General features: G+C 68.3%; 13 protein-coding genes. 6 read left to right on the top strand and 7 right to left on the bottom strand.

Translation table 11 applies throughout. The annotated features are described in order from the left end of the window. Nucleotides 1–17: 17 nt before the first annotated feature. Together ACIA12_RS12090 and ACIA12_RS12095 are read right to left on the bottom strand one after the other, a co-directional pair. Nucleotides 18–2,543, bottom strand: coding sequence for a polynucleotide kinase-phosphatase (locus ACIA12_RS12090; RefSeq protein WP_396366955.1), 2,526 nt, complete (start codon nucleotides 2,541–2,543; stop codon nucleotides 18–20). Continuing rightward, nucleotides 2,543–4,006, bottom strand: a complete 1,464-nt coding sequence (locus ACIA12_RS12095; protein ID WP_396366956.1) for a 3' terminal RNA ribose 2'-O-methyltransferase Hen1 — start codon at nucleotides 4,004–4,006, stop codon at nucleotides 2,543–2,545. The genes ACIA12_RS12090 and ACIA12_RS12095 overlap by 1 nt, the downstream gene beginning before the upstream one ends. Before the next feature lie 305 nt (nucleotides 4,007–4,311). On the opposite strand from ACIA12_RS12095, the gene ACIA12_RS12100 reads away from it, so the two are divergent. Continuing rightward, nucleotides 4,312–4,632 (top strand): hypothetical protein, encoded by a 321-nt coding sequence (locus ACIA12_RS12100; protein WP_396366958.1) that lies wholly within the window; start codon nucleotides 4,312–4,314, stop codon nucleotides 4,630–4,632. 35 nt (nucleotides 4,633–4,667) lie between these two features. Here the strand turns inward: ACIA12_RS12100 and folE are convergent, their stop codons facing one another. Continuing rightward, nucleotides 4,668–5,267: a GTP cyclohydrolase I FolE gene (gene folE, locus ACIA12_RS12105; RefSeq protein ID WP_396367162.1), complete on the bottom strand. Its 600-nt coding sequence runs from the start codon at nucleotides 5,265–5,267 to the stop codon at nucleotides 4,668–4,670. Between the two features lie 140 nt (nucleotides 5,268–5,407). Here folE and ACIA12_RS12110 point away from each other — a divergent pair, with 140 nt between their 5' ends. Both ACIA12_RS12110 and ybaK read left to right on the top strand, forming a co-directional pair. Beyond that, nucleotides 5,408–6,088 (top strand): helix-turn-helix transcriptional regulator, encoded by a 681-nt coding sequence (locus ACIA12_RS12110; protein ID WP_396366959.1) that lies wholly within the window; start codon nucleotides 5,408–5,410, stop codon nucleotides 6,086–6,088. Nucleotides 6,089–6,097: 9 nt separating this feature from the next. After that, nucleotides 6,098–6,586 (top strand): Cys-tRNA(Pro) deacylase, encoded by a 489-nt coding sequence (gene ybaK / locus ACIA12_RS12115; protein WP_396366960.1) that lies wholly within the window; start codon nucleotides 6,098–6,100, stop codon nucleotides 6,584–6,586. 6 nt (nucleotides 6,587–6,592) lie between these two features. On the opposite strand, the gene ACIA12_RS12120 is transcribed toward ybaK, so the two are convergent. Both ACIA12_RS12120 and ACIA12_RS12125 read right to left on the bottom strand, forming a co-directional pair. After that, nucleotides 6,593–7,714, bottom strand: a complete 1,122-nt coding sequence (locus ACIA12_RS12120; RefSeq protein ID WP_396366961.1) for an epoxide hydrolase family protein — start codon at nucleotides 7,712–7,714, stop codon at nucleotides 6,593–6,595. Nucleotides 7,715–7,793: 79 nt separating this feature from the next. Further along, entirely contained in the window at nucleotides 7,794–8,747 is a 954-nt protein-coding gene (locus ACIA12_RS12125) for an NADP-dependent oxidoreductase (protein ID WP_396366962.1), read from the bottom strand. 49 nt (nucleotides 8,748–8,796) lie between these two features. Between ACIA12_RS12125 and ACIA12_RS12130 the strand changes: the two genes are divergently transcribed. After that, a complete protein-coding gene (locus tag ACIA12_RS12130) occupies nucleotides 8,797–9,417 on the top strand; it encodes a TetR/AcrR family transcriptional regulator (RefSeq protein WP_396366963.1) in 621 nt (206 codons plus the stop codon). Here the strand turns inward: ACIA12_RS12130 and ACIA12_RS12135 are convergent. Beyond that, nucleotides 9,407–11,479: a phosphocholine-specific phospholipase C gene (locus tag ACIA12_RS12135; RefSeq protein ID WP_396366964.1), complete on the bottom strand. Its 2,073-nt coding sequence runs from the start codon at nucleotides 11,477–11,479 to the stop codon at nucleotides 9,407–9,409. The genes ACIA12_RS12130 and ACIA12_RS12135 overlap by 11 nt on opposite strands. 65 nt (nucleotides 11,480–11,544) lie before the next feature. Beyond that, nucleotides 11,545–12,636 (bottom strand): 3-deoxy-7-phosphoheptulonate synthase, encoded by a 1,092-nt coding sequence (locus tag ACIA12_RS12140; RefSeq protein WP_396366965.1) that lies wholly within the window; start codon nucleotides 12,634–12,636, stop codon nucleotides 11,545–11,547. A gap of 254 nt (nucleotides 12,637–12,890) precedes the next feature. Between ACIA12_RS12140 and ACIA12_RS12145 the strand changes: the two genes are divergently transcribed. Beyond that, nucleotides 12,891–13,424 carry a GNAT family N-acetyltransferase gene (locus ACIA12_RS12145; protein ID WP_396366966.1) on the top strand — a complete coding sequence of 178 codons (534 nt, stop codon included), beginning with the start codon at nucleotides 12,891–12,893 and terminating at the stop codon, nucleotides 13,422–13,424. Between the two features lie 106 nt (nucleotides 13,425–13,530). Then, nucleotides 13,531–13,890: a hypothetical protein gene (locus ACIA12_RS12150; protein ID WP_396366967.1), complete on the top strand. Its 360-nt coding sequence runs from the start codon at nucleotides 13,531–13,533 to the stop codon at nucleotides 13,888–13,890. Nucleotide 13,891 lies beyond the last annotated feature (1 nt).

Genomic DNA, 13,891 nt, shown 5'->3' on the forward strand with positions numbered 1-13,891 from the left:
TCAGCGCTCAGGTGAGGCTAGAGCCGAGGGTCGACCGGCTCCGATTCGAGGGCGAGGACGGCGAAGACACATTCGTGGATGCGCCAGAGCGGCTCGCCCCGGGCGGCTCGTTCGAGCGCTTCCAGGCCGACGGCGTACTCGCGGAGGGCGAGCGATCGCTTGTGCCCGAGCTTGCGGTCGCGCAGCCGGCTGAAGTTCTCGAGCTCGGTGTAGTCCGGGCCGTAGATGATCCGCAGGTACTCCTGCCCGCGGACCTTCAGTCCCGGCTGCGCCAAACCCTTGGCCGTCCGGACGAGGTTGGCCGCGGGCTTCACCACCATCCCCTCCCCACCGGCGCCGGTCAGCTCCTCCCACCACGAGATCCCCGCATCCCACGACTCGAGGTCGACGAACAGCCGCCGAGTCGGCGTGACGAGAGAGGGGCCTGCGGCAACCATCCGGTCGGCCAGCGCGAGATGCCACGCGTGCGGCTTCTCCTGGTACGTCGCTCCTTCGGACGCCAGCAGCTGGAAGGGAGCCAACCGGACGCCATCCAGCCCCTCCGTCGGCCAGCAATAGCGTCGATAGGCCTCGGTGAAGCGGTCCGCGTTCGCAGTACGACGCTTGGTCCGTTCGAGCATCTCCCGCACGTCAAGCCCTGCTGCAGCAGCCGATTCGAGTGCTGCCGTTGCGGCTGGCAACGAAGCCCGAGCAGCCGCGCCGACAGCGGCGTACTGGTTGCGCAGGAGGTCGCCGGCCTTCGCGCTCCACGGCAGCAGCTCGGCGTCGAGCAGCAGCCAGGAGGTGTCCAGCTCGTCGAACAGGCCGGCTGCCTCGGCGACCTCACGCAGCCGGACCAGCAAGTCGTCCGTGAGGGCTGGGTCGAAGAACGAGCGGCCGGTTCGGGTGTGCACGGCGCCGCGTCCGGCGAGGCCGAAGCGCTTCTCGGCGACGTCATCGTCGCGGGTCAGCAGTACCACGGCACGCGAGCCCATGTGCTTCTCCTCGCACACCAGCTCGGTGACGCCCTGGCCCTTGTATGCCTCGAAGGCCTGCGTCGGGTGCTCCAGCAAACCGGGCACCGGTGAGGTCGCGACCGGGCTCATCGTCGGCGGCAGGTAGAGCAGCAAGCGCGGGTCGATCGCGAACCGGCTCATCACCTCGAGCGCGGCACCGGCCTGCTCCGCGCGGACGCTGATCCGGCCATGCGTGGCGGTCTCGATCACTCGGCGGCCGACTACGTCGGTGATGTCGAGGACGTCGGGCTCACGATCGGGCGCGGACGGTAAGTGGAGTGGTTTGGCGGGTTTGTAGTACTGCTCGGCCGCTTCGACCTGGACGAGTTCGCGCTCGGGGTAGCGCAGCGCGGTCAGCGAGCCGCCGAACACGCATCCGGTGTCGAGGCAGATCGTGTTGTTGATCCACTCCGGCTCCGGGGTCGGCGTGTGGCCGTAGACGACCATCGCGCGGCCGCGGTACTCGTTGGCCCACGGGTAGCGGATCGGCAGGCCGAACTCGTCGGTCTCACCGGTGGTTTCGCCGTACAGGCAGAAGGAGCGGACCCGACCAGAGGTTCTGCCGTGCATCCGCTCGACCAGGCCGGCGTGCGAGACGACCAGGTTGCCGCCGTCGAAGACGTAGTGCGAGATGAGGCCGTCCATGAAGGTGGCGACCTCGGCCCGGAACTCCTCGGGCTCCTCGGCGAGCTGCTCCAGCGATTCGGCGAGGCCGTGGTTGATACGGACCTTCTTGCCCTGCATCGAGCGGAGCAGCTTGGCCTCGTGGTTGCCCGTCACGCAGTACGCGTGGCCGGCCTGCACCATGCCCATGACGAGTCGCAGTACGCCGGGGGTGTCCGGGCCGCGGTCGACGAGGTCGCCGACGAAGATCGCGCGCCTTTGCGGGTGGTGCGCGTCGGATGGCCGGCCTTGGGCGTCGAGCGTGATCGCGTAGCCGAGGGTGGTGAGCAGTTGCTCGAGCTCGGCGCGGCAGCCGTGGATGTCGCCGACGATGTCGAACGGGCCGGTCTGGTCGGTGAGATCGTTGAAGAGCCTGGTGCGTTCGATGCTGACGGCATCGATCTCCTCGACGCTCGACAGCGTGTGAACGGTCCGGAAACCCTCGCGTTTGAGGCTTTTCAGCCCACGCCGGAGCTGCGAGCGCTGCCGTACCACGACCTGCTTGCCGAACTGCCGATCGGGTCTTTGCTCGTTGCGCGCGACACAGACCTGCTCAGGCGGATCGAGAACGATCGCCACCGGCAACACGTCATGCTCTTTCGCGAGTGCGATCAGCTCCTTGCGCGCGTCGGGCTGGACGTTGGTCGCGTCGATCACGGTCAGCCGCCCTGCGGCGAGCCGCTTCCCCGCAATGAAATGCAGCACCTCGAAGGCGTCCTTCGTCGCCGCCTGGTCGTTCTCGTCGTCCGACACCAGCCCACGACAGACATCACTGGAGATCACTTCGGTCCCGAGGAAGTGCTTGCGGGCAAACGTCGACTTCCCCGACCCACTGGCCCCGACCAACACCACCAGACTCAACGCCGGCACACCGATGGTCACCATCACACCTCCTCCTGCTTTCTGAAGACCGCCAGCTGAGTAGGCGCCCCGACCTCATCGTCGACCGGCCCCACGGGCCGAAACTCAACGCCGTACCCGTACGCCGCACACACGCCCGCGGCCCACTCGCCGAACTCCCCGCGAGTCCACTCGAACCGATGATCCGGATGCCGGAACGCCCCCGCACTCAACTTCTCGAACCGCACGTTGTACTCCGCGTTGGGCGTGGTGACCACCACCGCCCCCGGCTTCGCAACCCCGAACACAGCCCGCCCCAACGCCGGCAACCGCTCCGGATCCACATGCTCGATCACTTCCATCAGCACCACAGCATCCAGCCCGGCCAGCCGCGCATCGGCGTACGTCACCGACGACTGAAACAACCGCAAACGCTCGCGCTGCCGATCCGACATCTCGGCAACCCGCAACCGCTTCTCCGCCTGAGCGAGCGCCCGAGAAGACACATCAGTAGCCACCACCTGGTCATACCGCCCGTCCTTCAACAGCTCGGCAACCAGAACACCCTCACCGCAGCCGAGATCGCCCACGCGGTGCCCGCCAATCTCGCGCAGCACCTCGAGCACCGTCGCCCGCCGCTGCGCGGCGAGCGACGGCGGAGTGGAGGCAGAGCCGCCACCAGATGGCACGGGGTGGGCGGCGGAGCCGGGGAGGTCGTCGCCGACTTCGGTGGTTGGCTCCTCTTCGAGGAGCTCACCTTCGGATTCCGTCAGGCGGTCCAGGGCGGTGTCCGTCAGATTGCGGCGGTGGGCTAGGTAGCGGCGGGTGATCAGTTCCTTGTCGGGGTGGGTGGCCAGCCAGCCTTCGCCGGCTCGGATTAGCTTGTCGATTTCGTCGGTGTCCACCCAGTAGTGCTTGGCGTCGTCCAGGACCGGCATCAGGACGTACAGGTGGTTGAGGGCGTCGGCCAGGCGCAGCTCGCCGGTCAGGTGGAGGTCTACGTAGCGGGAGTCGCCCCAGGTGGGGATCTCCGGGTCCAGTGGGATGGGGCGTGCGTCGACCGTCCAGCCGAGCGGGGCGAAGAAGCGCTCAGCTAGAGGGGCGCCGCCTCGGCACGGGAGGGCGGGGATGTGGATTTCGAGGGGGATGGCGGCGGCAGCCAACAGCGGGCGCGCGTCGCAGCGGCCGTTCATCGCGGTGCGGAAGAGTTTGCCGAGCGCGACCGCGAGCAGGCTGGACGCGGCGTACGGGCGGTCGTTGACGTACTGGCCGAGGGTGAAACCTTCCGAGGACCGACCGCGACCCGAGCGGACGAGCGCGATCGGGTCGACCTCCAGCAGTACCGCCGCGGTGCAGCGTTCCGCCGTCGCCTCCGGGTAGAGCACATGCGCCGTCCCACCCGCGACCTCCAAGGACTGAGGTCGCGCCGGATTCTTGTGCAACAGGAATCCGAGATCCGTCGCGGGAACTTCAGGCACCGATGAACGCGTGGCGATGGTCAGGAACACTTCCGTATTCGATCACGCCGGACGGCCATCAATCGCCTGATTTGTTGAGGAGTCAGGATCGAAGAATGAGACACGCCCGTTGACCACTGGCGTGTCCGGGCGGTTGGTTCTACCTTGAATTCCAGTAGATGAGTCGCTACAGACCGTTCTTCCCCGCTGACAGTCCGTACCGGTCCCCGGTTTGTGGCGAACTGCCCTGAACCACGCCGACCACCCGGGGAAAGGACCATGGCAACTCCCTCAAGCCGTCCCAGTTTCAGATCCAGTACCAGTCAGCGGGCAGCAGACACCGAAGAGGTCCGCCGGTGAAACCGCAGACCTTCGAACTCGTCAGGTACGCCGACGTCAGCGGTGTCTCCGGCACCGGAACGGTCGCCGAAGGATGCGTCTTCACCGACGGATCGGTGGCGCTGCGCTGGCACGGCCAGAACCCGTCGACCGCGGTCTGGCCGGACCTCGACTCCATCCTCGCCGTCCACGGCCACTGCGGCGCGACCGTCGTCCGCTTCCTCGACGTCTCCGAGATGGAACCGGTCCCCGGCACCGACCTGCTGCCCGGGGAGGTCGCGCACATCCTGGCGACCGGCCGCCACACCCATCACCACCAGGCGGTGGCCTCAGCCTGACCCGTACGCCGGAACGCCGCGCCCCCCGAAACCCGTCAACCGGCCGACGAGATCCCGGTGAGCGCGAAGAACTCCTGACGTGAACTGGCACTGTCACGGAGCATGCCGTGCAGCGCCGAGGTGACCGTCTTGGAGCCGATCGCGCGCACGCCACGCAACGACATGCACTGGTGCTCGGCCTCGATCACCACGCCCACCCCCTTGGGCGCGAGCTGGTCCTGCAGCCAGTCGGCGACCTGCTTGGTCAGCCGCTCCTGCACCTGCAGATCACGCGCGAACAACTCCACCACCCGCGCCAACTTGGACAGCCCGAGGATCCGCTCCCCCGGCAGGTACCCGACGTGCGCCACTCCCTGGAACGGCAGCATGTGGTGCTCGCACAGCGACTGCACCGGGATGTTCCGGGCCAGCACCAGCTCGTCGTACCCCTCGTCGTTCGGGAACGTCGTCAGCTCGAACTCGCGCGGCGTCAGCATCTCGGCATACGCGTTCGCCACCCGCCGCGGCGTCTCCGCCAGATGCGCGCTGCGCGGATCCCGCCCGAGTGCCACCAGCAGGTCCGCGACCGCACGCTCGGCCGCCACCAGATCGATCTCCGGCCGGCCGCCGACGACGTGCAGCGGCACGGATCGCAGGACATCCTCCGGCTCGTCGAGCCCGGCGGGATCGAGCTCTGTACGAATCGTGGTCACTTGATGCCTCCTGCAGTGAGATCGATCGACCTTAAAAGCCACCCTACTATTTCGTCAACGGGAGTTGGCGATAGAATCATTCCGTGGACCAGCCCACGGACGCGAGCATCCAGGCGGTCGCCGCGCTCGACGAACCGACCCGACGACGGCTCTACGAACACGTCGTCGGCGAGCCCGCTCCGGTCAGTCGCGAGCAGGCGGCCGCAGCGCTCGGAGTACCACGGACAACGGCTGCCTTCCATCTCGACAAGCTCGCCGAGGAAGGCCTGCTCACCGTCGTCTTCGAGCGGCGTACGGGCCGTACCGGACCTGGCGCCGGCCGGCCGGCGAAGCTCTATCGCCGCTCGGATCGCGAGATCGGCGTCTCCTTCCCGGAGCGTCAGTACGACGTCGCCGGGCGACTGCTGGCGGCCGCGATGGAGGACGCCGAGACCTCGGGCGGCTCCCCTCGGCGGGCGCTGGAGCGGCGAGCCCGCGAGTACGGCGAATCGGCCGGCCGCGCTGCCCGCACACATCCCGGTACGCCGCTCGCCGAAGTACTGCAAGCGCACGGGTTCGAGCCACGACGCAACGGCGCGGCCTTCGACCTCGCCAACTGCCCGTTCAAGGCGCTGGCGGCGGAGCACACCGACCTTGTCTGCAACATGACGCTGCATCTGCTCGGCGGCTTGCTGGACGGCCTCGGTGGTACCGGGCTGCAGGCCGTCCTCGAGCCCCAACCCGCCCACTGCTGCGTACGCCTGACCCCGGCTCAGAAGTCGTAGGCTGCCTCCGTGGCAAAAAGCAAGAGCAGTCAGGGCACGCCCGCGACGGTCGCGCTGACGAAGGCCGGGATGACGTTCACGACGCATGCGTACGAGCACGATCCGGCGGCCAAGTCGTACGGGCTGGAGGCCGCCGAGGCGCTCGGGCTGCAACCGGAGCAGGTGTTCAAGACACTGCTCGTCGAGGTCGACGGCAAGCTGTCGGTCGGCGTCGTACCGGTCGACAAGCAGCTCGATCTGAAGGCGGTCGCCGCCGCCCTCAACGGCAAGAAGGCGGCGATGGCCGACCCCGCGGCGGCCGAGCGGATCACCGGGTACGTCGTCGGCGGGATCAGCCCGATCGGCCAGAAGCGCCCGCTGCCGACGGTCATCGACGCGAGCGCGACCGACCACGAGACCGTCTACGTTTCCGGCGGGCGAAGAGGCCTCGACCTGGGCCTCTCCCCCACCGACCTGATCAAACTCACGTCAGCCCGCACCGCGCCCATCGCGCGCTAGTGGGCGTCACCGGAGGTTGTGGAAGAACGCCGTGAGGTCGTCGGCCAGCAGCTCCGGCTCCTCCCAGGCAGCGAAATGACCGCCCCGCGGCATCGCCGTGTACCTGGTGACGTTGTACGTCCGAGCCGCCCAGCTGCGCGGCGGCCGGACGAGATCCTCGGGGAAGACGGCGATCGCGGTCGGCACGGTCACCGACGTGACCCGCTCGCGCACGCCGCGGTGGTACTCGTAGTACGGGCGGAACGAGGTCGAGATCGAGTTCGTGAACCAGTACAGGGACGCCTGCGTCAGCACGAAGTCGTCGCTGAACCGGGTGCTGAGCTCGTCGTCGCAGTCGCTCCAGGCCCGGTACTTCTCCAGCAGCCACGCGAGTAGTCCGGCCGGCGAGTCGGACAGCCCGGCGCTGAGCGTGAGCGGACGCGTCATCTGCTCATGCTCGTAGCCGCCCTCTTCGGCGTACCACTCCGCCTCGGAAGCGAGGTACGCCTGCTCCTCCGGCGTGACCTCCTCCGGGTCGTAGTCGACCGGATTCGCGACGGCGAGCACATGGATGCCGACGACAACTTCCGGATACGTCTGACCGAGCAGCGCGCTGATGCCGGCGCCGAGATCGCCACCGTGCGCGGCGTACCGGTCGAAGCCCAGCACGTCGTGCATCAATCGATGCCACAGCTCGTGCGTTGAAGTTGCCGGTGGCAACGACGGTCGTTGCGGCGAGAACCCGAACCCGGGCAGCGACGGCACGATCACGGTGAACGAGTCCACCGCCGCACCCCCGTACTGCGAGGGCGTGGCGAGCCGATGCGCCAGCTCGGTCAGCTCGAGCACGGAGCTCGGCCAGCCGTGCGTCAACACGATCGGCAGCGCACCCGGGTGCTCTCCGTCGTACCGCAGATAGTGCACCGGCACGCCATCCAGGTCGGCGAAGTACGACGGCAGCGCGTTGATCGCCGCCTCCTGCTTGCGCCAGTCGAAACCCGTTGCCCAGTAGTCCACCAGTCTGCGCAGTTCACTGCTGTCGGTCCCGGCCTCCCACCCGGTCCCCGGCCAACTCGTCCCCCACCGCGTCCGCCGCAGCCGCGTCCGCAGATCGTTCAGTTCATCGTCAGGAACAGCAAGTACATCCACGCGAACGATCCCTCCCCAAAAACCGCCCCGAGCTAGCGCCCACCTTTGCCTAAAGTTTGATCAAATTCCAGTCCCAACCTCAGCGATGCACCAACACGATCTTCCCGCGAGCATGCCGCGTCTCGCTCAGCTCGTGCGCCGCGGCTACTTCTTCGAGTGGGAACGCCGCAGCGACAGGCACCCGCAGGGCCCCTTCAGCAGCGAGCTTCGCCGCCGCCTCCAGCCCGTGCACGGCCAGCGAGTCCGCGGCAGCTCCCAACGACGAGCCCGTCTCGTCAGCCGGCGCACCGTGGGACATGTGGACGCCGTGCGCGGCCGCCTCGAAGTCCGCGATCGTCACCACCTTCGCCGGGTCGCCGGCTACCGCGATGAGGTCGGGCAGCGCACCGCCCGCGCAGTCGAACACCGCATCCACTCCACCAGGCGCCAACTCGGCGACCCGCTCGACCAGCCCGTCCCCGTACGTCGTCGGCTCGGCACCCAACGACCGCAGGAGTTCGTGGTTGCGCTCACTCGCCGTCCCGACCACGCGCGCGCCCCGAGCGACTGCGAGTTGCACCGCGACCGTCCCGACTGCTCCAGCCGCGCCTTGCACAAGTACCGTCTGCCCGGCCTCGACCCCCAGCAGATCGAGCACTCGGGTGCCTGTCTCGACACTTCCGGCAGCTCCCCCGGCTTCCTCCCAACTCCACCCCGCCGGCTTCGGCGCCCACTCGGCCAGTACGACGAAATCGGCGTTCGCGCCGCGATCGGTCATCGTCACCATCCCGAAGACCTCGTCGCCGACCCTGACCCCGGTGACGCCGGCACCGACCTCGTCCACCACACCGGCGGCGTCGAACCCGGTCCGGTACGGAAAGGTCACCGGCACCAGGTCGCGCAGTCTCCCGGAGCGGATGTAGGTCTCGCCGGGCGAGATGCCGGAGGCGCGGACGGCGATCCGGATCGCCCCTGGTCCCGCATGTGGTTCCTCGACCTCGGCGACGTGCAGGACGCTGGGCGGACCGTATTCGGTGAACTCGATTGCTCTCATGCGGCCGAACGTAACGGAGCACCCCGTCCGGTTGGCTAAAGTGAGAGTGGTGACGGCACAAGTGGGAACGAAGCTCCGCTCGGATGCCCGCGACAACCGCGACCGCATCCTGGTGGTGGCCCGGGTGGCCTTCGCCGCCGACGGTCTCGACGTACCGATCCGGGAGATCGCCAGGCGCGCGGAGGTCGGGGTCGCGACCGTGTACCGGCACTTCAGGACCAAGGAGGAGTTGCTGACCGCTGCCTTCGCCCAGCAGGTGCAGATGTGCTCGGCAATCGCTGAGGAAGGACTGGCGGCCGCGGATCCCTGGCAGGGCTTCAGCCAGGTGATCGAGAAGGTCTTCGAGATGCATGCGCTCGATCGTGGATTCGCCCGGGCGTTCACGTCGCAACTGCCGCACACGGAAGGCTTCGCCGCCGAACGCGACCGCTCGTTGAAGCTGCTGCTCGAGCTGATCCGGCGGGCGAAGAAGGCCGGCAGTCTGCGCAAGGATCTCGTGCTGGAGGACGTCGCGCTCGCGTTGATGGCGAACGAGGGGATCCGCGCGGAGTCTCCGCAGTTGAGGGTGGCGGCGTCGCGACGGTTCGCCGCGCTGATCCTGCAGTCGTTCCGGGCAAGCCCGGCCGCGACGCCACTCCCTCCTCCAGTACGGCTGCCGCTCAGCCGGTGATGCTTGAGGCGCTGGTTTCCACGTGGCCGGTGAGGCGGCGGCGGTAGGTGGTGTCCTCGGCGGTGGTGATTTCGACGTCGTACCAGCCGTGGTCGGTCGGCCAGGTCAGCGATCGGGTCTGCTTGCCGCGGACGTCCTGGTTGATCGTCCGGCTGCCGTAGCCGCGCGCCTTGAGCTTCACGGTGAGCGGCTTCGTCCCCGTGTTCTCCAGCTCGACCTGCAGCTCACCGCGGTACACGCTGATCCGTACGTCGAGACCGGCCGCGACCCCGTCGGAACTACCCGCCAGCTCGGCCCAGAACCGGTTCGGACCCTGCACCGCAAGCTCGTACGGACCACTGACCGCGAGCTCCTGCTCGAACTCACCGACGACGTCGACATGCGCCGGCGCGGGCAGCTCACCGCCGTACGGGTAGATCGCGAAGTGAGCGGACTCGTCACCCTCGTTGCCCAGGGCCAACTTCAGCTTGCCCTCGGCAACGAATCCGGAAGCCGTCGGCTGGTAAGGCAACGCGCGAGCCGGACGACGACCCGGCTCCTGCAGCGGAAGCGCCTGGTTGACCGGCGGCGTCGGCTTCCAGCGGGAGATCGGCGCCGGTACCGGCCCAGGCGGGTCCGTCGTCGGCTGCTTGTGCGACCGCTTGAAGTCGAACGCCGAGGTGAGGTCGCCACACGCGGTCCGTCGCCACGAGCTGATGTTCGGCTCCTGGACGCCGGTCCACCGCTCGAGGAACCGGATCACCGACGTGTGGTCGGACACCTGCGAGTTCACGTGCCCGCCGACCGACCAGGGCGAGATGACCGTCATCGGAACCCGCGGTCCGAGGCCGATCGGGCGGCCGGCGTACCAGTCGTCGCCCTCGCCCGAAGCGGGCCGCGGTGCGACCGGCGGCGGTACGTGGTCGAAGTACCCGTCGTTCTCGTCGAAGTTGATCAGCAGCACGGTCTTGGACCAGGTCTCCGGGTCCGAGGCGATCGCGTCGAGCAGGTCGTACACGAGGTTCGCGCTGCCGACCGGCGTCGACGATCCGGGGTGCTCGGAGTCGACCGCCGACGGGACCAGCCAGCTGACAGCGGGCAGCTTGCCGGCCAAGATGTCGGCGCGCACGCGCGGTACCAGCGACTCGGGCTCGCTGCGGTACATCGCCTTGTAGAACAGCTTCTGGTCCGCCGCGGGCTGCTTCGCCACCGCGTCCTTGAGCAGTTGAAGTGCAGCGGTCTGCTCGGCCGGGTTTTTCTCGAAGAGCTTGTCGTAGAACTCCTCGGTCGTCCGGTAGCCCGGCACGTCGGCCAGGATCCGGTGGCCGAGTTCCTTGAACGTCTTGAAGTACTCGACCGCGTTGTCGGTGAAGTTGTCCCACTCCTGGTAGATCTGCCAGGAAACACCGGCCGCTTCCAGCCGCTCCGGATACGCCGTCCAGTCGTAGCCCTTGTGGTCGTAGGAGTACGCCGCGTTGGTGACCGCTCGTTGCGTAGTACCGGGCTCGTATCCCGTCGTACCGGACCAGAGGTAGTTGCGGTTCGGGTTGGTCGAGCCGTTCACCGAGCAGTGGTAGGCGTCGAGGATGGTGAAGGTCTCGGCCAGCTCGTACTGCAGCGGGATGTCGCGGCGGTCGTAGTGCGTCATCGTCGCGGCGGTCTTGGCCTGCACCCAGTCGTCGTTCCAGCCGTTGCCCCAGGCCTGGGTCGCGTCGGTGTAGCCGTGCGCGAGCGCGCCGAGGTACTGGATGTCGTCCGGGTTCCGGCCGGCGTCAGCGGCCGCCTGGCGGATCGAGAACGGCAGCACCTCGCCGCCACCGGTCACCGGCTGGTGAAACACCGACTTGCCGTTGCGCAACCGCAGGGGCAGGCGGTCGCCGTACCCGCGGACTCCGCGCAGCATGCCGAAGTAGTGGTCGAAGGAACGGTTCTCCTGCATCAGCACGATCACGTGCTCGATGGCGTCGAGACCACCGGGGCGGATGGGCTGCGCCATCGCCGCGTGCAGCGACGGTGGGAGCAGCGAGAGCGCTGCCCCACCGACCGCGGAACCAAGGACTGTGCGGCGGGAAATCTCAGTCATGCCCCGGACAGTAGGTCAGGACCTGGCTGTCCGGGGATGCCCCGGAGTGTTCCTTCTTCAGAAGTTCACGCGCCCGTACGACGCTTGATCGCGGCGTCGCGCAGCCCCGCCAGCACCGTCTCGGTGGTCTCCCAGCTCATGCACGCGTCGGTGATCGACTGGCCGTACACGAGCGGCTTGGTCGGGTCGAGATCCTGGCGGCCCTCGACCAGGAACGACTCCAGCATCACGCCGACGATCGCCTTGTTACCAGCGGCGACCTGCTGTCCGATCTCGGCCGCGACGACCGGCTGCCGATGGTGGTCCTTGCGGCTGTTGCCGTGGCTCGCGTCGACGACGACGCGCTCGGCCAGACCGGCCTTTCGCAGCAACTCGGTGGCACCGGCGACGGAGTCGGCGTCGTAGTTGGGGCCGGCGTCGGAGCCGCGGAGTACGAGGTGGCAGTCGGGGTTGCCGCGGGTGTGCAGGATCGCGGGCGCGCCGTCGTGGTCGATACCGGTGAACACATGCGGGACGGCCGCTGCCTTGATCGCGTCGACGGCGGTCGCGATGCTGCCGTCGGGCCGGTTCTTCATCCCGATCGGCATCGACAGGCCGGACGAGAGCTGCCGGTGCACCTGGCTCTCGACGGTCCGCGCGCCGATCGCGCCCCAGCCGACGGTGTCCGCGATGTACTGCGGGGTGATCGGGTCGAGGAACTCGCAACCGACCGGCAGGCCCTTGGCCAGTACTTCGAGCAGCAGCGCGCGGGCGGTGCGCAGGCCGGTGTTCACGTCGCCGGAGCCGTCGAGGCCGGGGTCGTTGATCAGGCCCTTCCAGCCGAGCGTGGAGCGGGGCTTCTCGAAGTACACGCGCATCACCACCAGCAGGCCGTCGGAGAGCCGCTCGGCGATCGGGGCGAGGCGTTCGGCGTACTCGAGGGCGGCCTTCGCGTCGTGCACCGAACAGGGGCCGACGACAACGAGCAGGCGGTCGTCCGTGCCGTTGAGGACATCGGTGACGGCCTGGCGCCCGGCTACGACTGTCTCGGCCAGGTGCTGCGTCAGCGGCAACTCTTCGTGCAGGGCGAGCGGGGTGATCAACGGGACGGTCTTCTCGATCCGCCGGTCGACGACGGCGCCCTCGGAGATCGGTCTGGCCTGTGGCTTGGTGTTCATGGGGGGAACCTTTCCGCCGGTACTCCGCGGGTGTCCCGAGGTCAGCGCCGGCTGGGAATGAGAAAAGGCAAGGACGAGTGTCCTTGCCTCGCAGCCGGCTGGTGGAACTTGTCGGGCGTCAGCGATCGGCTGAGCTGCCCGGCACCACAGCCGGCCACTCAAAAAATCGCCAATAGCAACGCTTCACGTCGGCGACGATATCACCCAGCGCAATCGGGTGGCACCGGGTGTCCGCATCATGGTTGCCTCTGGCCATGACCACCTCCCCCACGATCCGCCTCTCCCGGGTGGACGAACTGCCGCTGCTCCAGTCGATCGAGAAGGCGGCCGGCGTGCTGTTCCGCGAGATCGGGATGACGGACGTCGCCGAGCATCCGCCGCCGTCGCTCGAGGCTTTCGCGGCGTATCAACGAGCGGGGCTCGCCTGGACGGCTGCGGATGCCTCGGACCGTGCCGTCGGCTTCGTGCTGGTGAAGCTGGTCGACGGCTGTGCGCACATCGAGCAGGTGAGTGTTCAGCCGGATCACGGGCGGCAGGGCATCGGGCGGTTGCTGATCTCCGCGGTGGACCGCTGGGCGGCGGGCCAAGGCCTGCCTGCGCTGACCCTCAGCACCTTCCGCAACGTCGCCTTCAACGGCCCGTACTACGCGCGGCTCGGTTTTCGTGAGCTTCCGGAGATCACGCCGGGGCTGGCGGAGATCCGGCGGGAGGAGACCGCTCTGGGGCTGGACCCGGCGGAGCGGGTGTTGATGCGGCGGGAGATCGAGACGGAAGGTTTCACTGGGTGAGATCGGAGATTTCCGTGGTGTAACCGCGAGCGGCTGTGGGTCGTTGAGGGTCGCAACAGGTTGAGGCTTCACTGAGGACTGATCTCAAAGGGGTGCAAGCACGGTGGTGAGGCCGCGGACTTTCGAGTTGGTGCGGTACCGGGACCTCAGCGGGGTGTCCGGTACGGGCGTGGTCGCCGAGGGGTGCGTGTTCACCGACGGATCGGTCGCGCTGCGCTGGCGCGGTACGAACCCGGCGACGGCCGTCTGGCCCGACCTGGAGTCGGTGCTCGCCGTCCACGGCCACCAGGGTGCGACGGAGGTCCGCTGGCTGGAGAATGAAGACTCCACGGCGGACAGTGAGGTCGAGCTGGAGCACTTGTTCGGGGGGCAGCACAACGTGCGGCCGCCGAGTTCGTTGTCCGATCCTTCCGCGCTTCCGCCGAGCCGCGCCAGAGGCTGGGCGGGGGCCCGACATCTGAGGTAGA

The organism is Kribbella sp. NPDC051620 (assembly GCF_044453825.1).
Classification (GTDB): domain Bacteria; phylum Actinomycetota; class Actinomycetes; order Propionibacteriales; family Kribbellaceae; genus Kribbella.

Excerpts from the sequence above, each read along its gene's own strand:
- ACIA12_RS12090 (WP_396366955.1), bottom strand. The coding sequence starts at position 2,543 with ATGGTGACCATCGGTGTGCCGGCGTTGAGTCTGGTGGTGTTGGTCGGG.
- ACIA12_RS12145 (WP_396366966.1), top strand. The coding sequence starts at position 12,891 with ATGACCACCTCCCCCACGATCCGCCTCTCCCGGGTGGACGAACTGCCG.
- ACIA12_RS12135 (WP_396366964.1), bottom strand. The coding sequence starts at position 11,479 with ATGACTGAGATTTCCCGCCGCACAGTCCTTGGTTCCGCGGTCGGTGGG.
- ACIA12_RS12125 (WP_396366962.1), bottom strand. The coding sequence starts at position 8,747 with ATGAGAGCAATCGAGTTCACCGAATACGGTCCGCCCAGCGTCCTGCAC.
- ACIA12_RS12140 (WP_396366965.1), bottom strand. The coding sequence starts at position 12,636 with ATGAACACCAAGCCACAGGCCAGACCGATCTCCGAGGGCGCCGTCGTC.